Annotated in this window: 11 protein-coding genes; 2 read left to right on the top strand and 9 right to left on the bottom strand. The window is 73.4% G+C overall.

Annotation, left to right across the window (positions count from 1 at the left end; genetic code table 11):
* Positions 1-15: 15 nt before the first annotated feature.
* Positions 16-1,596, bottom strand: coding sequence for a glutamine-hydrolyzing GMP synthase (gene guaA, locus AC0665_RS01780; RefSeq protein WP_468406785.1), 1,581 nt, complete (start codon positions 1,594-1,596; stop codon positions 16-18).
* Positions 1,597-1,925: 329 nt separating this feature from the next.
* Between guaA and AC0665_RS01775 the strand changes: the two genes are divergently transcribed.
* The gene (locus AC0665_RS01775; protein WP_030841942.1) at positions 1,926-2,207 is read left to right on the top strand and encodes a chorismate mutase; all 282 of its coding nucleotides are present in this window, start codon (positions 1,926-1,928) and stop codon (positions 2,205-2,207) included.
* A 568-nt stretch (positions 2,208-2,775) separates the two neighbouring features.
* On the opposite strand, the gene AC0665_RS01770 is transcribed toward AC0665_RS01775, so the two are convergent.
* Complete coding sequence (locus tag AC0665_RS01770) at positions 2,776-3,918, bottom strand: hypothetical protein (protein ID WP_478605126.1); 1,143 nt, start codon at positions 3,916-3,918, stop codon at positions 2,776-2,778.
* A 214-nt stretch (positions 3,919-4,132) separates the two neighbouring features.
* On the opposite strand from AC0665_RS01770, the gene AC0665_RS01765 reads away from it, so the two are divergent.
* Complete coding sequence (locus tag AC0665_RS01765) at positions 4,133-5,074, top strand: LAETG motif-containing sortase-dependent surface protein (RefSeq protein WP_478704238.1); 942 nt, start codon at positions 4,133-4,135, stop codon at positions 5,072-5,074.
* Between the two features lie 91 nt (positions 5,075-5,165).
* On the opposite strand, the gene AC0665_RS01760 is transcribed toward AC0665_RS01765, so the two are convergent.
* From AC0665_RS01760 to AC0665_RS01730, 7 genes are all read right to left on the bottom strand, one after another.
* Positions 5,166-6,953 carry a GMC family oxidoreductase N-terminal domain-containing protein gene (locus AC0665_RS01760; RefSeq protein ID WP_478704237.1) on the bottom strand — a complete coding sequence of 596 codons (1,788 nt, stop codon included), beginning with the start codon at positions 6,951-6,953 and terminating at the stop codon, positions 5,166-5,168.
* A 38-nt stretch (positions 6,954-6,991) separates the two neighbouring features.
* A complete protein-coding gene (locus tag AC0665_RS01755; RefSeq protein WP_478704236.1) occupies positions 6,992-8,629 on the bottom strand; it encodes a succinic semialdehyde dehydrogenase in 1,638 nt (545 codons plus the stop codon).
* A 137-nt stretch (positions 8,630-8,766) separates the two neighbouring features.
* Positions 8,767-10,824 (bottom strand): protein kinase domain-containing protein, encoded by a 2,058-nt coding sequence (locus tag AC0665_RS01750; protein ID WP_478704235.1) that lies wholly within the window; start codon positions 10,822-10,824, stop codon positions 8,767-8,769.
* A 124-nt stretch (positions 10,825-10,948) separates the two neighbouring features.
* Positions 10,949-12,208 carry a serine/threonine-protein kinase gene (locus tag AC0665_RS01745; protein WP_478605135.1) on the bottom strand — a complete coding sequence of 420 codons (1,260 nt, stop codon included), beginning with the start codon at positions 12,206-12,208 and terminating at the stop codon, positions 10,949-10,951.
* A 74-nt stretch (positions 12,209-12,282) separates the two neighbouring features.
* Positions 12,283-14,058: a serine/threonine-protein kinase gene (locus AC0665_RS01740; protein ID WP_478704234.1), complete on the bottom strand. Its 1,776-nt coding sequence runs from the start codon at positions 14,056-14,058 to the stop codon at positions 12,283-12,285.
* 166 nt (positions 14,059-14,224) lie between these two features.
* Positions 14,225-16,744, bottom strand: a complete 2,520-nt coding sequence (locus tag AC0665_RS01735) for a protein kinase (protein ID WP_478704233.1) — start codon at positions 16,742-16,744, stop codon at positions 14,225-14,227.
* A 153-nt stretch (positions 16,745-16,897) separates the two neighbouring features.
* A complete protein-coding gene (locus AC0665_RS01730) occupies positions 16,898-18,934 on the bottom strand; it encodes a serine/threonine-protein kinase (protein WP_478704232.1) in 2,037 nt (678 codons plus the stop codon).
* Positions 18,935-19,103 lie beyond the last annotated feature (169 nt).

The raw sequence follows: 19,103 nt of genomic DNA, 5'->3' as shown, positions 1-19,103 counted from the left end.
GGGTCACCGGGGGAATCACTCCCACTCGATGGTGCCCGGCGGCTTCGAGGTGACGTCGAGGACGACCCGGTTGACGTCCTTGACCTCGTTGGTGATCCGCGTGGAGATCCGGGCGAGGACCTCGTACGGCAGGCGCGACCAGTCGGCCGTCATGGCGTCCTCGGAGGAGACCGGGCGCAGCACGATCGGGTGACCGTAGGTGCGGCCGTCGCCCTGGACGCCGACGCTGCGGACGTCCGCGAGCAGGACCACCGGGCACTGCCAGATGTCGCGGTCGAGGCCGGCCGCCGTCAGCTCCTCGCGGGCGATGGCGTCGGCCTCGCGCAGCAGGTCCAGGCGCTCCTTGGTGACCTCGCCGACGATGCGGATGCCGAGGCCGGGGCCGGGGAACGGCTGACGCTGGACGATCTCCTCCGGCAGGCCGAGCTCCTGGCCGACCATGCGGACCTCGTCCTTGAACAGCTTGCGCAGCGGCTCGATCAGCTGGAACTCGAGGTCCTCGGGCAGGCCGCCCACGTTGTGGTGGGACTTGATGTTCGCGGTGCCGGTGCCGCCGCCGGACTCGACGACGTCCGGGTAGAGGGTGCCCTGGACCAGGAACTCGACGGCCGGCCCCTCGTCGGCGATGATCTCCGCCTGGGCCTGCTCGAAGACCCGGATGAACTCCCTGCCGATGATCTTCCGCTTCTCCTCGGGGTCGGAGACCCCGGCGAGCGCCTTGAGGAACCGCTCCTCGGCGTCCACGACCTTCAGCTGCACCCCGGTCGCGGCGACGAAGTCCTTCTCGACCTGCTCGGTCTCGCCCTTGCGCATCAGGCCGTGGTCAACGTACACGCAGGTCAGCTGGGAGCCGATGGCCTTCTGCACGAGGGCCGCCGCGACCGCGGAGTCCACGCCGCCGGACAGGCCGCAGATGGCGCGCTTGTCGCCGACCTGCTCGCGGATCGCGGCGACCTGCTCCTCGATCACGTTGCCCGTGGTCCAGGACGGGGTCAGGCCCGCGCCCCGGTAGAGGAAGTGCTCCAGCACCTGCTGCCCGTGCGTGGAGTGCATCACCTCGGGGTGGTACTGGACGCCGTAGAGCTTCTTCTCGTCGTTCTCGAAGGCGGCGACCGGGACGACGTCCGTGGAGGCCGTGACGGTGAAGCCCTCGGGGGCGGCGGAGCAGGCGTCGCCGTGCGACATCCAGACGGGCTGCTCGGCGGGGGTGCCCTCGAAGAGGGTGGAGGACACCTTGGAGACGTGCAGGTCGGTGCGGCCGTACTCGCGGGCGCCGGTGTTGTCGACGGTGCCGCCGAGGGTGCTCGCCATCAGCTGGAAGCCGTAGCACATGCCGAAGACGGGGACGCCGGCCTCGAAGATCTCGCGGTCCAGGCTGGGCGCGCCCTCCGCGTAGACCGACGAGGGACCGCCGGAGAGGATGATCGCCGCGGGGTTCTTGGCGAGCATCTCCGCGACCGGCATGGTGCTCGGCACGATCTCGCTGTAGACCCGCGCCTCGCGGACGCGACGGGCGATGAGCTGGGCGTACTGCGCGCCGAAGTCGACGACCAGGACGGTGTCGGCGGCGGTGGCAGCGGGAGTCGCTGATGACACGGGGTGCCTTCCGGCGGTGGGGCGGGGGTCTTGTGCTCCCGATTCTACCGGGGGGCGGTGGACCCGTTCCCGTGTGCCGGGGACCGGCCCCCGTCTCAGGATGCGAACCGGCTTGGACGCTTCCGGGGCGCGGTGCATACTTGCCCCCATGTTCAAGCACCAGACGTTCGTCTTTACCTATGGCATCCGGCCCGCCGGACGCCATGGTCGTGCTGCTTGAGCCACTGACAAGCAACGTTCCAGGCGCCCCGGGCCGACAAGGCCCGGGGCGCCTGTCGTCGTCCGGGCCCTGTCGCCCCGGGGCGGCCTCCCCTCACGAGGAGCCCCCCATGACCACCATCGACGTGACCGGCGCCCGCACCCCCGAGGCCGCCGGCGTGATCACCGGAGCGCGCGAGCGGATCGACGCGCTCGACGACCGGATCATCGGCCTGATCCAGGAGCGGGTGGCCGTCTCCGCCGTCATCCAGGAGGCCCGGATCGCCTCCGGTGGACGGCGTGTGAACCTCTCCCGCGAGATGGACGTGCTCGGCCACTACAGGGAGGCGCTGGGCAAGCCGGGCACGGCACTCGCGATGACGCTGCTGGAGCTGTGCCGCGGCAAGATCTGACGGCGGCACGCGTGGCGTGACCGTGTTCCCGGGACAGACGTACGCATCACTCTCACCCGTACGGCGCGTGACCGGACCCGCGCCGCCTCGTTGATCCCGGTGTCCGTGCCAGCCAGGGGCGGGCTCGAAAGAACCACGCGTGGCTCACTGGGGCGATGAGACGCACGGATCGTGCCGTGCGTCGTGGGACCTCGCTCCAGGGTAGTGACCGGACGGCAGGGGACAGTAGCCCGGTCACCCAAGAGAACGGCCGGCTCCGGGGACGCCCGGAGTCGGCCGGCGGACCTTGCATAAATGCACAAGTTCGGGTCGAACGGTTGCGGGCGCCGCGTTCTTCCAGCACGATGCGTAGACAGCCCAAGTCCCCCTCGCGGGCACCCGCATGACCGCACTTCCAGAGGTACAGACCAGCGGCGCTACCCCCCGGCGCCGCTTCCAGGCACCGGCGCTGCCCTGACGTCGGTGCTGACGAGAGGAAGGGCCCCGCGGCTCCACCCCGCGGGGCCCTTCGCTCGTGGCCCACGGCCCTTCACCCCGCTCGGACGGGGGGCATTCACGTGCGGATCGCTCAGGTGCGGGTCACCGTGCCGCAGTCGTCGCCGTCGCCGTGGTCGATCTCCTTGCTGCGGTCGTACGGGTCCGTCGCCGGGCCGCTCGGGTCCGGGCCGGCGGACGTGCTCGACGGGAACTCCGGGTGCAGGAAACCGTCGTAGACGAAGCACGACGAATTGCCTATCTCCTGGTCGTAGTTCAGCAGGAGGGCGCGGCCCGGTGTGACCTGGTACCTGGCGGGGTCGGCGAGTTCGACGTCGAGGACCCGGCGCACGATGGTCCGGGCGACCTCCGGAGGGCCGTCCGCCCGCACGAGGGGGTAGACGAAGGTGTAGTCGGCGCGCACCGCCACACCCCCGTGCGAACCCTTCTTGACCGTCATGCGGCCGCGGGTCTTGACCACGTCACCGGCCGGCCGCACCTCGTCGGGGTCGAAGCGGCTGAACAGCGTCACCGGATCGTGTTCCTTGCTCGGGGAGCGCAGGCCGGTGCCGAGGTCGTCGAGAAGCTCGGGCTGCTTGGGGTCCAGCACGGAGAGCGCGGCCGCCGGGCGCGCCCCCTGGAGCGTCTTCGGGTCGAGGTTGGCCCCGACCAGCAGCTTCTTGGTCAGCTTCAGCGCCTGTTCCACCCGGTCCTTGGAGACCGTGCCGACGGCCTTGGCCTCGGGCAGGACGATGCCGGCCTCGCCGTCGGCCCAGCGCTCGGCGGGGGAACCGGCGAACGGCCGGTCCAGCGTCGGGGTTTCGGGGTCGGACGCTCCGGGCGCGGCGGTGGGCGCGGCCGTCTCCTCGGGCAGCGGTGAGGCCTCGGCGGCCCGGGACCCTCCGGCGCCGAAGGGGTCACCGGGCAGCAGCGACGGCTTCAGTGCCACCACGACGACGGCCACCGCGGCGGACACCCCGAGCGCGGCCCACAGCTTGCGGCGCCTGGCCGCCCGCCCGTTCATCTCCTGCCAGGCGGGGCCCGTGCGCCACCCGGGCGGCTGTTCGCCCCGGGCGTCCTGCTCCCGCAGGCGCTCGGTCACCATGCGCGCCCGCGCCGACGGCTCTTTCGGGGCGGAGGAACGGATGTCCCGCTCGGTGTCGCGGGTGAACTGTTCCCAGACGTCGTCGGGGAGCTCCGAGGCCGACGGTTGATCGTCGGACGGCTTTTCAGACACGAAGCAAGCATCTAAGCGGCCGGCGAGCGCCTTCACAAGAAGGTTCCTGGTGTGACTCAGCCCACATAAGAATTCTGTGAATGCCGGCACAACCATTCACAGGCTTCACGGATCAAACCTGCCGAACCAAGGGCCACTCCCGCGCCCCACACGCGGAGGCCTCCCCCAACGTTCGTGCCGCACCGCGCGGCACGCCGGACTCTCCGAGGTCTTCATGAAGCTTCGCCGCGCCATGGCAGCAGCGGCCGCTACGGCGGTCATAGCCCCGGTGGCACTGCTCGCGGCACCGGCCGCATACGCGACCGACGAAACGTCACCGGCCCCGAGCACGTCCGCGAGCGAGTCCGCTCCCGAGACGTCGCCGGCCCCGAGCACGTCCGCGAGCGAGTCCGCTCCCGAGACGTCGCCGGCCCCGAGCACCTCCGCCAGCGCGTCCTCCCCGGCGCCGAGCGCCTCCGAGCCGGAGGAGTCGGAGACCCCGGACCCGGAGCCCTCCGTGTGCGAGGACACCAAGGTCGACGTCGGCATCTCCGGCCTGCCCGGCAAGATCGCCGCGGGCAGCGGCTGGCACAAGTTCTCGCTGAGCGTGCTGAACAACTCCGACTCGACGCTGAACGACCTCAACTTCTTCGCCGGGGCCTCCCCCGACGAGAACGGCGAGGAGCTGTTCACCAGCAAGCAGGTCAAGCTCCAGGCGTGGGACCCCGACAGCAAGGTCTGGACCGACCTGAACGACGGCGGCTACGCGGTCGGTTACGTCGGCTACACCGACGAGCTGAAGCCCGACTACGAGGTCGACATCCCGCTGCGCCTCAGCGTCAGCAAGTCCGCCCCGGTCGGCGCCGGCTTCTCGCTCGGCGCGACGATCTACGGCGACAACGACGCCGAGTGCACCGGCTTCGGTGACGTGTCGTACAAGTTCCAGATCGTCTCCGCCGGTACGGACACCGACGGCACCAAGCCGCAGGAAGGCGGCAAGGCGCCCGTCACCGACGAGAAGCCGAGCGGCGACACGCCGGAGGTCACCGGCAGCCTCGCCGAGACCGGCTCCAGCTCGGCCCTGCCGATGATCAGCCTGGTCGGCGGTGCCGCGGTCGTCGCCGGTGCCGGCGCGATCTTCGTGGTCCGTCGCCGCAAGGCCGGCGTCCAGGCGTAAGCCGCAGCGGCCGGCAGGCCGCCGCACCAAGCAGAAGAGGGACCTGCGCTCGGAGGGGGGCGCAGGTCCCTCTTCTGTCTTCCGCTTCCGCTCAGTTCTTCGGCGGTACCGCCGGCATGCCGAGGAACGGCAGCCGCAGCGCGCCGAACGCCTCCGCGGGGACCGCCGGGGACTTCGGCTCGACCGGCTGGAGACGCTCGTAGGCCGCGCCCTGCTGCGGGCGCGGGTCGGGCTCGCCCTTGTTGGGCCAGTACGACATGGCCCGCTCGGCCTGGGCGGTGATGGTCAGCGACGGGTTGACGCCCAGGTTGGCGGAGACCGCGGCGCCGTCGACGACCGAGATGCCGGGGTGGCCGTAGAGGCGGTGGTACGGGTCGATGACACCGGACTCGCGCGAGTCGCCGATCGGGCAGCCGCCCAGGAAGTGGGCGGTGAGCGGGGTGCCCATCAGCTCACCGACGTTGGAGCCCGCGAAGCCGTTGATCTCGGCCGCGAGTGCCGTCGCGCCCTCCGTCGCCGCCTTGATCTGCTTGGGGTTGGGGGCCCCGTGGCCCTGGCGGGCGGTGAGCAGACCGCGGCCGACGCCGGACGGTTTCAGGTGCGTCGTCAGGGAGTTGTCCAGCGACTGCATCACCAGGCCGATGATGGTCCGCTCCGACCAGCGGCGGTTGGACAGCGAGCGCAGCACCAGCAGCGGGTGCTTGGCCGCGTGGGCGAAGAAGCCCAGGACCCGTGAGGTGCCCGAGTTCCGCCCGGCGTAGGGCACCTGGAGGATGGACAGGCTGCCCATCGAGTTGGACCCCTTGCCGTAGCGGACCGGCTCGATGTGGGTGCTGGCGTCGGGGTGGATCGAGGACGTGATGGCCACGCCCCGGGTGAAGTCGGCCTTCGGCGCGCCGTGCGCCTTGCGGTAGCGCCGGTCGTCGGTCTGGGCGCCGACCAGGGCCTCGGAGTTGGTGCGGGTCAGTTCGCCCAGCCGGTCGGAGAGGCGGGGCAGCTGACCGCCCGCCTTCATGCGGTGCAGCAGGGTCTGGGTGCCGTAGGTGCCCGCGGCGAGGACGACCTTGCGGGCGGTGTAGGTGCGGCCCTTCGCCTTGCGGCCGCGGTCGGTGGGCAGGGTGGCGACCGCGTAGCCGCCGCGCGAGTCGTCGGTGACCGAGACGACCGTCGTCATGGGGTGGACGACCGCGCCGGCCTTCTCCGCCAGGTGCAGGTAGTTCTCGTTGAGGGTGTTCTTCGCGCCGTGCCGGCAGCCGGTCATGCACTCGCCGCACTCCGCGCAGGCCCTGCGGGACGGACCCGCGCCGCCGAAGTACGGGTCGGGCACCTCCTGGCCCGGCTTCGCCTTCACCGAGCCGTCGGCGTCCTCGCCGTCGCCGAAGAAGACGCCGACCGGCGCCATGTGGAAGGTGTCGCCGCAGCCCATGCGCTCCGCCGCTGCCTTCAGATGGACGTCCGAGGGGGTCATGGTCGGGTTGAGCCGTACGCCGAGCATGCGCCGGGCCTGGTCGTAGTACGGCGCCAGCTCGTCCTGCCAGTCGGTGATGTCACGCCACTGCGGGTCCTCGAAGAACGGCTTCGGCGGCACGTAGAGGGTGTTGGCGTAGTTGAGGGAACCGCCGCCGACACCCGCGCCCGCCAGGACCATGACGTTGCCCAGCAGATGGATGCGCTGGATGCCGTACATGCCGAGCTTCGGGGCCCACAGGTAGTTCTTGAGGTCCCAGGAGTTCTTGGGCAGGGTCTCGCGGGTGAAGCGGCGGCCGGCCTCCAGGACGCCTACCGTGTAGCCCTTCTCGGTGAGGCGCAGGGCGGTCACCGACCCGCCGAAGCCGGAACCCACGACGATGACGTCGTAGTCGTAAGCGTCCTGAGGCACGTGCCGTCTCCCCTTCGAGTGGCTGGAGCGAGGGTCGTCTACCGGAACCGGAACGCCTTCATCAGGCGCAGGCTCCGACTCATGAACCGGGCGTACTGCTCGTCGTCCATGCCCAGCGAGGGGGCCATGGGGAGCACGCGCTGGTGGGCGACCGTCTGGGCCTCGGTGTACTTGAGGATGCCCTCGGAGCCGTGGCGGCGGCCGAGGCCCGAGTCCTTCATGCCGCCCATCGGGGACTGCACGCTGCCGTAGGCGGGGGCGTAGCCCTCGTTGATGTTGACCGTGCCGGTGCGCAGCCGGGCCGCGACCTCCTGGCCACGACGGCCGTTCTTCGTCCAGACCGAGGAGTTCAGACCGTACGCCGTGGCGTTGGCGCGCTCGATCGCCTCGTCCTCGTCCGTGAAGCGGTAGACCGAGACGACCGGGCCGAAGGTCTCCTCCGTGCAGACGGACATGTCCGGGGCGACCCCGTCGAGGATCGTCGGCTCGAAGAAGTACGGGCCGATGTCGGGGCGCGCCACCCCGCCCGCGACGACCTTCGCGCCCCGGGCGACGGCCTCCGCCACGTGCCGTGTGACCGTCTCCAGCTGGCGCTCGCCGACCAGGGAGCCCATGTCGGCGCCGTACGCCAGGGACGTGCCGAGGCGCATGGCCTTCGTGCGGGCGGCGAAGCGCTCCAGGAAGGCGTCCGCGATCGACTCGTGGACGTAGAGCCGCTCGATGGAGATGCAGAGCTGGCCCGCGGAGGAGAAGCAGGCGCGCACGGCACCGGCCGCCGCTTTCTCGATGTCGGCGTCCTCCAGCACCAGCATGGCGTTCTTGCCGCCGAGTTCGAGGGAGACGCCCACCAGGCGGGCGGCGGCCCCCTGGGCGACCTCGCGGCCGGTGCGGGTGGAGCCGGTGAAGGAGACGTAGTCGGCGTGCCGCACGACCTCGGGGCCGACGACCGGGCCGTCGCCGAGTACGACCTGGAAGACGTCGGCGGGCAGTCCGGCCTCGATCAGCAGGTCACGGGCCCACAGGGCGGTCAGGCAGGTCTCGGTGTCCGGCTTCATGACGACCGCGTTGCCCGCGACGAACGCCGGGAGCGCGTCGCCGACCGACAGCTCCAGCGGGTAGTTCCAGGGGGCGATCTGGCCGACGACCCCGCGCGGGTGGCGCAGTTCGGTGACCTTGGTCAGCGTCGGCACGGCGCCGGCGTGCCGCTTGGGCCGGAGGTAGGAGGGGGCCTTGCGACCGTAGTGCCGGGCGGCGACCGCGACGGCCTGGACCTCCTCGTGGGCGTGCAGCCGGGCCTTGCCGGTCTCCAGCTGGATCAGGTCGAGCACCTCGGCCTGGCGCTCCAGCACCAGGTCGTGGAAGCGGAGCAGGACGGCGGCGCGCTGCCGTACGGGGGTCTGCGCCCACACGGCCTGTGCGGTGCGGGCCAGTTCGTAGGCCTTCGCCACGTCCTCGGGCGTCGACGCGGGCAGGTCGGCCAGCTTCTCACCGGTGAACGGCGTGTGGTTGGCGGTCCTGCCGGAGCCGACGACGCCCTTGGTGAGCTGGGCGACCAGCTCGGGCGTGACCACGTCCGCGGCGGTGCGGGCGCCCTCCGGGGCGGGGGCCAGGGGGTTCGTGCCGGTCTGTGCCGTGTCGGTCTCTGCCGTCTTCTCGGCGGCCTGCGCGTCCGTCATGAGGCGCAGGGTATGCCGCCACGGAGGCTTTGGGTACCCGTCGGTAATACGGCTTCACCGAGTGCACACACGCCGCCAGTGACCGCTGGCAACAAATGCGCTGATCAGGGCGTTGTGCGGTGAACGGCCGGAGTGATTCAGCCTTTCACGATCCCGAGCCGCGTCTGGGCCCCGCGGAACACCGCGGTGCCCTCTTCCTCCTCCGGTGTGCCCCGGGGCATGTCGACGCGCAGCTCGTACATGCGGTCGTCGCCGGTGCGGATCACCACCCGCATGGCCCGCCGGGGGGCTTCGCCCCGGTGGTACGCGGTGTCGGCGAGGGCGGCTTCACGGCCCTGGACGTGGGTGCGGGTGTACCGGGTCTCCCCGCCCGCTCCCTGCGTCTTCCTGACCTGGTCCATCGGGGAGGCCGGGGCCTCGTCCCAGGCGAGAAGGCGGACCTGGATCGTGCCGGTCCGCTCGTCGCCGTAGAGCGCCGTACGGGGCCCGCCCGACGCGCCGCCGGTCCGTTCGAGGAGGTGGTAGTGGCGCGGGAGGTGGAGGACGGCCGCCATGTCCGGCTCGGGGTGCGGGGTCCAGGCGTCCGTCGCGTCGGCGGTCCGCTCGGCACTGTCCGCGCTGCTGGTGTCCGCGAGCTGTGTGACGGCCCCCAGACCACCGGCGAGCAGCGCGCTGAGGAGGGCGAGGGGGCCGGGACGGAGGAGGGGCCGGCGTTTGGGGGGTACGGGGTCCTGCGGCGGTACGTCTGCCGGCAGGGCTTCCCGCGCGGCCGGCTGCGCGAGGGGGGTGGGTGAGGCGGCTGCGGGGACGGGGGGCGCGGTGATCACGGGGGCGGGGCGTGCGGGCGGCCCCATGGCGGGCTGAGCGCCGGGCACGGCGGGCTGGGCGCCGGGGATGGCGGCCGGGGAGCCGGGCACGACGGCCGGAGAGCCGGGCACGGCCGCCGGGGAGCCGGGCACGACGGCCGGAGAGCCGGGCACGACGGCCGGAGAGCCGGGCATGGCCGCCGGGGAGCCGGGCACGACGGCCGGAGAGCCGGGCACGGCCACCGGAGAGCCGGGCACGACGGCCGGAGAGCCGGGCACGGCCACCGGAGAGCCGGGCATGGCCGCCGGGGTGCCGGGCACGGCGGCCTGCGGGTCGAACTGCGCGGCGGGCACGGGAGGCTGTGCGGCGGGCGCCGGGTGCTGCGCGGTGGGGACGGGGCCGGGAAGGGTGTCGACGGGTGGCACGGTCCGGGCGTCGGCCTCGCGTACGGCTGCGGTCGCCGGCGGTGCCGCCCGGGCCGGTATGGGCTCCGCCACCGCCTCCAGTTCCTTCGCGACCTCCTCGGCGTCCGGCCGCTGCGCGGGGTCCGGCAGGAGCAGCCGGGCGATCAGCGGTCCCAGCGCTCCGGCCCGTCCCGGCTCGGGCGGCTCGGCGGCGAGGATCGCGGCGACCGTGGCCTCCGGTGTGGCGCGTGCGAACGGGGAGGTGCCCTCGACGGCCGCGTACAGCAGGACGCCCAGCGACCACAGGTCCGAGGCGGGCCCGGCGATGAGCCCCGAGATCCGCTCCGGCGCCACGAACTCCAGCGAACCGGCGGGCCCCCCGCTCGCCGTGCCGGAGTCCTCGCCCTGACCGTGGCCGATGCCGAAGTCCGTGACGACGACACGCCGGTCCGGGCCGAGCAGCACGTTGGCGGGTTTCACATCGCGGTGCACGATGCCGACCGAGTGCGCGGCGCGCAGGGCACCGAGGACGGCGAGGCCGATCCGGGCGGCTTCGGGCGCGTCGACCGGGCCGCGCCGGAGCGTCTCGCGCAGGGACTCGCCGGGCACCAACTCCATGACGATCCAGGGGAGTCCGTCCAGTGCCTCGGCCCCGTCGAGTTCGTCGGGGCCGACGGGTCCCGGCCGTTCGTCGCGCCGCTCCGCCTCGACGACCACGTCGTGGATGGTGACGGCGGCGGGATGGTCGACGCGGGCGGCGGCACGGGCCTCGCGGTGGAGCCGGTGCGCGGCCCGCCGGTGGCTCTCGTCCTCCGGGCCGCCCGGCAACCGCGGTTGCTTGACGGCGACTTCGCGTTCGGCGAGCTCGTCATGGGCTCGCCAGACGGAACCCGTCCCGCCGGAGCCGATGCGCTCGATCAGCCGGTACCGCCCGCCGACCGTCCGGCTCTGGGCGTCGTCCGTCCCGCCCCCGTCGTTGCTCATGCCCCATCAGTACCCCGCGCGGCGCGTTCTTGTCGACGCGGGTCGTTTTCGGGGGTGTTGAGGGGCGGATTCAGGTCCGCCGGGGAGTCGCGGAACCCGTGACGTCGCAGACGGCCCCTCCCTCCTACGGGGTGCTCGGCGGGTCCGTCCGGGAGGCCGGCGCCTTCGGTGTGTCCGGCGCCTTCGGTGTGTCCGGCGACTGAGGCGCCACCGATGTCGGAGGCGCTGCCGGTGTCCGAGGCGCCGCCGGTGTCCGCGGGGTCGCCGGTGTCCGAGGCGCCGCCGTCCTCGGCGTGGACGCCGAACTCGTCGGCGCGGGACCGCCGTCCCCGTCGCCCTCCGCCCTGAGCAGGGCCGCCGCCGACACCCCGGCCCCCGCCATCGCGGCGACCAGCAGCGCGGCGATGAGCACACGCCGGGCGGGCTGTCTGAGGAACGCTTCGTCCGGCCGGCCCGGGCCCGCCTGGGGCGGGAGCGGCTCGGGAGGCCGTGGGCGTCCGCGCGGCGCGTCCCCCACCGTCGGCGCGAAGGGCGGCGGCGACACCGGCGTGCGGCCCGTGTCGCGGAAGGCCCGCAGCATCCGCTCCGCCCGGTCCGCGTCCAGTCGCCGGTCCGGATCGCGTTCCAGCAGGCCGTGGACGACGGGCAGGAGCGGCCCCGCCTGCGGGGGCGGCTGGATGTCGCCCACGACGACCGCGTGCAGGATGCCGCCGAGCGAGTCGCGGTGGAACGGCGACTCGCCGCTGAGGGCCGCGCACAGCAGGGCGCCGAGCGACCACAAGTCGGACTCGGGCCCGGTCCTGACCCCGGACATCCGCTCGGGCGCGGTGTACTCGGGTGAGCCGACGAAGGCCCCGTTCTCGGTGAGCGTGGGGGTGCCCGCGACCTGGGCGATGCCGAAGTCGGTGAGGACGACCCGGTCGGTGCCGGTCTCCAGCAGGACGTTGTCCGGTTTGAGGTCGCGGTGCAGGACCCCGGCCGCGTGGGCGGCGCGCAGGGCGCCGAGCAGGGCGATACCGATGCGGGCGGCCTCGGCGGCGTCGACCGGGCCGTGCCGGGCGAGCCGGTCGGCGAGCGAGCCGCCCTCGATCAACTCCATGACGATGTACGGGCGTTCGTCGTCCTCGACGACATCGTGGACGACGATGATGTGCGGGTGGCTCAGCTGGGCGACGGCCCGGGCCTCGCGCAGCGTACGGTCCCGCTGCCGGCGTGCCTGCGCGCTGGAGAGCGTCTCGTCGTAGGGGAGTTCCTTGACGGCCACGCCCCGGCCGAGCAGTTGGTCGGTCGCCCGCCAGACCACGCCCATGCCGCCGCGACCGAGCTTCGCCTCCAGGCGGTAACGCCCCGCGATGACACGGAAGTCGGCCCCCTCGGTCCCCATGCGCCCCATCATGCCGCAGACGTCGTCGGCGCCCACCAAATCCGGTCGCCGTCCGGCTCCGGACGGTAACGCTCCTACCGCGGCTGTTGCCAGCCCTGCAGGACCCAGGTGAACTCGCGGCTCGCCTGCGCCCAGTCCTGCTCCGGTGAGGACATGTAGATCGCGTACTCGACGCCGTCGCGCGAGAAGTACGTCTCCTCGATGGCGTGGCGCGGTCCGGCCACGTAGGGCGGATCCTTGGCGAGTGCCGTCCAGGTGTACTCCCACAGCGAGCCCCTGCGGTCGCGGTAGGTGTTCTCCCGCATGGCCACCCGCTTGTAGTCGACGAGCCCCTGAAGCTGCTGTTCCAGATCCTCCTGGTGGGACTTGGCGTCGGCGAAGTCCGGTGACGCGTCGATGGCGATGCGGACGAAGTGCTTGCCGCCGTCGGGCGTGTAGTCGATCTGCTTGATCTCGTCCTGCGGGCCGAAGGGCTTGCGCTTCCATCCCTTGGGCAGGTGGAGGCTGAATCCGGCGGGGTCGTCGTAGCGGACCCAGCTGTCCGGAACCGGTCCCCCGGACCCCTCCGTGCCCGTGGACGTCGTGGTGCCGGACCCGCCGTCCTGCGCCGACCGGCCCTCGTTCCACTGCTGGAGCACCACGGCCGTGCCCCCGCCGATGATGGCGGCGAGCGCCACGACGAGGGCGAGGGTGCGCAGCCTGCGGCGCTTTCCGGAACCGGTCTGTCGCGGGCCCGTCATGGGTCCGGCCGTGGCGGGACCGTAGGGCGGGGTGCCCGCCGTCGACGCGCCGGTGGCCGCGGTGCCGGCCAGCGGCGGGAGCGGCGTCCCGGTGTGCGACCCCGAACCGGCGCCGAACCCACCCGCACCGACCGAGCCGGTGCCCGGCGATCCGCTGCCCGTCGGGCCCGTCCCCACCGAGCCGCTGCCGGACGTACCCGCGGGGGCCCGGCCCGTGCCCGTACCGCTGCCGGCCTCCCGGTACGGCGTGGTGCCGCCGAACTGCGTCGGCACATACGCCTGTGCCCCGTTCGGCCGCCGCCCCTCGGCCGCCTCGGCCAGCATCTGCTCGGCCTCGGACACGTCGGGCCGGGCGCCCGGGTCCTTGCGGAGCAGGGCGGTGATGACGGGGGCGAGCGGGCCGGCGTGCCGGAGCTCGGCGGCCTCCTCCTCGACGACGGCCTGCATGGTGGTCAGCGGTGTCGTGCGCCGGAACGGCGACCGGCCCTCCACCGCCGTGTAGAGGGTCGCGCCGAGCGCCCACAGGTCGGAGGACGGGCCGGGGTCGTGGCCGCGTACGCGCTCGGGCGCCAGGTAGTCGACCGAGCCGACGACCTCTCCGGTCCGGGTGATGGTCGTGTCGCCCTCGATCTGGGCGATGCCGAAGTCGGTGAGCAGCACCCGGCGGTCGCGGGCGAGGAGGACGTTGCCCGGCTTGATGTCGCGGTGCAGGACACCGGCGGTGTGCGCGGCGCGCAGGGCCCGCAGCACCCAGAGGCCGATGCGCGCCGCCTCGCGCGGCTCGACGCGGCCCTCCTCCTTGACCGCGTCGGCCAGGGAGCGGCCCTCGACCAGCTCCATCACGATCCAGGGGCGGCCGTCGTGCTCCAGCACGTCGTGCACCGTGACGACGGCGGAGTGGTTGATCCGTGCCGCGGCCCGCGCCTCGGCCCGGGTGCGCGCCAGCAGGATCGCCTGCTCGCTCTCGGAGACGTAGAGGGCGGCCGTCAGTTCCTTGATGGCGACCGACCGGTGCAGCACCTCATCATGCGCACGCCAGACCCGGCCCATGCCGCCACTCCCGATGGATTCGGCCAGCCGGTAGCGGCCCGCGACGAGCAGGCCCTGCATCTGATTCACGTTGCCCCGCAATGGTCTTGACAGGGTCAGCGTAAGGACCCGCCCTCACCCGGGGAACAAGCGGGGTACCACGGTGACCGCACTGTGACGGTTGTGCCTGCCGGGAGGGGAGGCGACCGGAAGCCGAACTGCGGTGTACCAGCGGCGCGGCGGCAGCTCAGCCCGTGACCTTGTACGTCGCCGCCGCCTGCTCGTACAGCCGTGTCACCTCGTCCCGCTCGGACTCCGGGCCGCGCACCTGGACCACGTGGTAGCGCCCGCCGACCAGCATCGCGAGGTTCCGGACGTACAGGTCGCCCCCGTCGCCGCTCCAGGTGAACTGTCCCTCGGCCATGGTCCGTCCGCCCACCTCGATCCTCTTCAGCCCGGTGGAGGTGGCCCAGCTGGAGTCGCGGTACGGCTGCAACTCGCGCTCCGACTCCCGCTGGTACGCCATCGGATCGCTGCCGTACTCCGAGGCGCTGTCGCGGCCCGCCACGACGATCAGCTCGAAGTCGCCCTTGGAGTAGACGACCTGGCCACTGCCGTTGCGGGGGGCGCGGTCCCAGCCCTTGGCGACGGCGACCTGGAAACCCGCCGAGTCCTTGCGCAGGGTGAAGCCGTCGGCGGCGCCCGGGCCGGTGGTCTGGGTCTCGGTGGTGCCCGCCGACGACGACGAGCTCCCGTCCGGCTCGGGCGAGGTCTGCTCGGGCCGGGGCTCGCTGCTGGCGTCCGGCTCGGGCGGCCGGCTGACCTCGCCCGCGGCACCGGTGCGGTCCGCGCCGTTCGCCCCCTCGGTCCCCGACTTGGGCATGAAGAGCATGGCGTAGGCGATCGCCGCGGCCATCACGAGCAGCACCAGCAGGAGCAGGGTGCGGCCGAGCCGGCGCGGCGAACCGGACTCCCTCTTCGCCCGCTTGTGCCGTCCGTGGTGGGCGGGCAGCCCGGCCTTGCGCCTGCGCACGAGCTCGCCGCGGCGCCGTACGACGGGCAGCCGGCCGGCGTCCACCGGCGGCACCGGGACGACGTGCATCCCGGCCTCCGGCTCGGGCGCCGACCGCACCAGGGAGCGCAGCCAGCCGCGCACCTCCTCGAAGTCGAGGCGCTCGGTGGGGTCCTGCCGCAGCAGCGACTCCACCACCGGCCGCAGCGGCCCGCACTCCTCGGCGTACGCGGGCGGCTCCGCGCACACCATCTGCACCAGCTCGGCCGTCGACTCCTCCGGGTAGGGCGCGTGCCCCTGCACGGCCCTGAAGAGCAGCGCGCCGAGCGCCCACAGGTCGGTCGCGGGGCCGATCGGCGCGGCCAGCTGCCAGTTCTCGTGCACCGGTCCGGCCTGCTCCGGCGCCCAGCGCTCGGTCACGGGCCCGACCACGGCCATCCGCGCCTGCCGCGCCCGCTCGGCGGCCAGCGCGGTCGCCGGGCCGCGCCGGGGGGCGGTGGTGCCGGCGACCAGGTCGTCCCACCGCGTGGACTCGCCGTGGGGCGCGCCGTCCGAAGCCGGCGGGAGTGCCGCCCGCTCCCGGTCCCGCGGGGCCGGTCCGTCGCCGGTCGTGCCCCGGGGCGTCGCGCCGTGCCACCCGGTCGTCCGCGGGCCGCCGCCCACGCCGTAGGGGTCGGCGATCCGCCCGGGCGGCTGGGTGCCGGGCGCGGTGCCCTGCCCGGGGATGTACGGCGACTGCGCCGATCCTCTGTCATGGGGCGCGGCCCCGCCGTCCGGGGCGGGCCGGGCCCCGGGCAGGGCGGCCCGCTCGCCCTGCTGCGCCTCCTGCACGCGGGCCGCCGCCCGGGCACCGGCCCGGTAGGCCGCGATCGCCCCGGCGCGCGCCGCCCTCGGGTCCCCGCTGTCCTCCACCGGCCTGCGCACCGGCACCACCGATCCACCGCCGGGCCCCTGGCCCCCGGCCGAGGGCAGTCCCCTGGACTCCCTGGCCTCGATGGCGGCGCGCCGCGCGGCCTCGGGATCAGCCACGCCACCGGCCGGACCCGGACGTCCGGAACCGCCGACGCCCTGGACCGTCCCCCCGGTGCCGTCTTCCCGCCCCGGCTCCGGGGCCTCCTCGAAGGGCGGTTCCGGCACCGGGTCGTACCCGCACAGCGCTTCCTCCGCGGCACCCACCGCCAGCCCGGTGAGCATCACCCGGCCGTCGTCGCAGACCATCACCGTCCGCGCGGTGATGTTCCGGTGCACCCAGCCGTGCGCGTGCAGCACCCGCAGCGCCATCAGCACGTCGGAGGCGACCTCGGCCGCCCGGTACGGCGTCAGCGGCTTCTCGGCGAGCAGCGCCGCCAGCGGACGGGCGGCCACCAGCTCACTGACGATCCAGAGCGAGCCGCCCTCGGCGAACACGTCGAAGACCTGGTCGAGTCGCGGGTGGTCGGGGATGGCCGCCGCGGACTGCGCCGCCTCGACCGCGCGCCGCACCACCGGATCCGTGGGCCGCCGCACGCCCGGACGCGCACCCGCGCGCCCTCCGGGCCGCCGCGCACCACCGTCACGGGCCGTGAACCCGTCGGGCAGCCCCTCCGCGTCGAGGACCTCGGCCTCGACCACCTCAGGCAACGGCACCTGCCGGACCAGGACTTCCTGTCCGCTGTAGGTGTCGAAGGCCCGGGTCTCGGTGAGTTCGTACTCGTCGGAGGGCGGCAGCGGCAGGCGGTAGCGGTCGGCGAGCACCCGGCCCGCATAGTCGTCCACGTTGCCTCCCCCGGCAGCCCGTTCGGTCACATCCAGTCGCCCCACGGTCCGTTCCGGCTGCACACGGTCCGCACACATTCACGATACGTGCCGCGGGCAACCCGCAATGCGGGGATGCCAGATCTCACTCCCCAAACCCGGGGCGCCTCATGCTCAGGACTTGGGTTCGAAGGTCTTCGTCAGCGTCCGCCACGTCTCCTTGCGCAACTGGCCGTCCCAGCCCGCCGCCTTGGCCGTGTACATCAGCGCGTACCCCTGCCGGTCGTCGACCACGAAACCCCGGTCGATGGTCCGGTACCTTGTGCCGTCCTCGGTGTAGGTGAACTCCCAGTCGGCCGTGTTCCAGTCCCGGTAGTCCACCTTGTCTATGCGGATCCTCTTGTACTGCGCGCGCACCATGTAGCGCTCCTGGTTCTTCCAGTCCGCCACCGGGTCGCCCTTGGGCGTGGACGTCCAGGCGATGAGCAGCTTCTGCCCGTCGGGCCCGGTGAAGCGGTCGCCCGCCGCACCGGTGGACCGGTACTTCCAGCCCTTCGGCAGGCCGATCGAGTACCCCTGGGAGCCCTGGTGAGTCGACTCCGCCGCGGTGCCCTTCCCCGCGCCCGAGCCGCTGTCGTCCGAAGAGCCGCTCGCACTGCCGCTCGCCTGGCCGCTCGGCGTGCCCGAGGCGGAGCCGGACGGCGCGGGCTGGGTCTGCGCCCCGTCCGTGCGCGTGCCGTCACTCTTGTCGCCCTTGGTGTCGGAACCGTCCGACGCGGTGGCGGCGGTCTTCCCCGCGCCCTTGCCGGAGGCGCCCTTGGACCCCTCGTCGTCCCCGCCGAGCGCGAGGGCGAGCACGACGCCGATCACGGCGAGCACCAGGACCGCCGCGATGATCATCAGGGTCCGCCGCGGCACCACGTCGGTGAGCGGCGCCCGGGGCACGGGCCTGGGCGGCAGGTCCGGCGGCGGCATGACGGGCCAGCCCGAACTGCGGCCCCCGGAAGCCGTCTTCGACTCCGGCGCGCCCCGCTCCCCGGCCCCTGCGCCCGGCCGTGTCCCGGACGCACCCGCGGCCCCGACCCCGCCCGTACCGCCGTCCGACGCGGAGGACGTCCGGTCGCCCGTCCCCGAAGAGGCTCCGGAGCCACCGGACTTGGCCGAGAGGGCGGCCGGTCCCGCAGCGGCCTTGCGCACGGAACGCAGCGCCCCGCGCAGCCGCTCCCCGGGCTCCTCGCCCCGCTTGCCCCCGGCGCCCGGCGCGCTTCCCTTGCCCGAGGACCTGTCCGGCTGCGTCGGCAGCGGCACGACCTTCGTCGCGTCCATCGCCTCCGGCTCGGCCTTGTCCGGCGCGCGCAGGACCGAGTTGAGCATGGCCCGGGCACCCGCGTCGTCGAGCCGCTGCGCGGGGTCCTTGGTGAGCAGTCCGTGGATGACGTCCTTCAGCGGGCCCGCGTTCTTCGGCTCCTCCAGCGGCTCGGTCATCACGGCCGTGAGGGTCGCTATGGCCGACCCCTTGTCGTACGGCGGAGCGCCTTCCACCGCCGCGTACAGCAGCCCGCCGAGCGACCACAGGTCGGCCGCCGGGCCGGGCTTGTGCCCGCGCGCCCGCTCCGGGGAGATGTAGGAGGGCGCGCCGACGAGCATGCCGGTCGAGGTGATGGACGGGTCGCCCTCGACCTGGGCGATGCCGAAGTCGGTGAGCACGACCCGGCCGTCCTCGGCGATCAGCACGTTGGACGGCTTCACGTCACGGTGCAGGATGCCCTCGCGGTGGGCGGACCGCAGCACGTCGAGGACGGCGAGCCCGACCTCGGCGGCGCGCTTCGGCTCCAGGAGGCCGTCCTCGCGGATGACTTCGGCGAGCGACTTGCCCTCGACGAGCTCCATCACGATCCAGGGCCGGTCGTCCTCCTGGACGACGTCGAAGACCGTCACGGCGCTGTTGTTGCGGATCCGCGCGATGGCCTTGGCCTCGCGCAGCGTCCGCGTGATCAGCCGCCGCTTCTCCTCCTCGTCGATGTTCGTCGGGAACCGCAGCTCCTTGACGGCGACCGTCCGCCCGAGGGTCTCGTCCTGGGCCCGCCACACCGTGCCCATGCCTCCGCGGCCCAGCACCTTGCCCAGCCGGTAACGCCCCGCGAGGAGACGCTCCCTGTTGTCCTGACGAGTGTCCTGACGAGATGTGCCCGCCCGCTCCGCCTCCGACATGCGTCCCCTCATACAACCCGCCCTGACAGAGGCTCCATTGTCTCTCACCCGACAAGTGCCCGGCGCCCAGGGGCCCCCTGGCGGACACCCGCGGCCCTACCCCGCGGCTACCCGGGTGCGGCGCGCCCCACGCCGCCTTGCATGATGGGCGCCGACCAGGGAGGAGCCC

Source organism: Streptomyces sp. NPDC043685 (genome assembly GCF_056436585.1).
This window is presented reverse-complemented; position numbering and strand designations above follow the sequence as displayed.

Coding starts and splice junctions, on each gene's coding strand:
- AC0665_RS01775 (WP_030841942.1), top strand. CDS start 1,926: ATGACCACCATCGACGTGACCGGCGCCCGCACCCCCGAGGCCGCCGGC.
- AC0665_RS01765 (WP_478704238.1), top strand. CDS start 4,133: ATGAAGCTTCGCCGCGCCATGGCAGCAGCGGCCGCTACGGCGGTCATA.
- AC0665_RS01745 (WP_478605135.1), bottom strand. CDS start 12,208: ATGGGGACCGAGGGGGCCGACTTCCGTGTCATCGCGGGGCGTTACCGC.
- AC0665_RS01755 (WP_478704236.1), bottom strand. CDS start 8,629: ATGACGGACGCGCAGGCCGCCGAGAAGACGGCAGAGACCGACACGGCA.
- AC0665_RS01750 (WP_478704235.1), bottom strand. CDS start 10,824: ATGAGCAACGACGGGGGCGGGACGGACGACGCCCAGAGCCGGACGGTC.
- AC0665_RS01740 (WP_478704234.1), bottom strand. CDS start 14,058: ATGCAGGGCCTGCTCGTCGCGGGCCGCTACCGGCTGGCCGAATCCATC.
- AC0665_RS01730 (WP_478704232.1), bottom strand. CDS start 18,934: ATGTCGGAGGCGGAGCGGGCGGGCACATCTCGTCAGGACACTCGTCAG.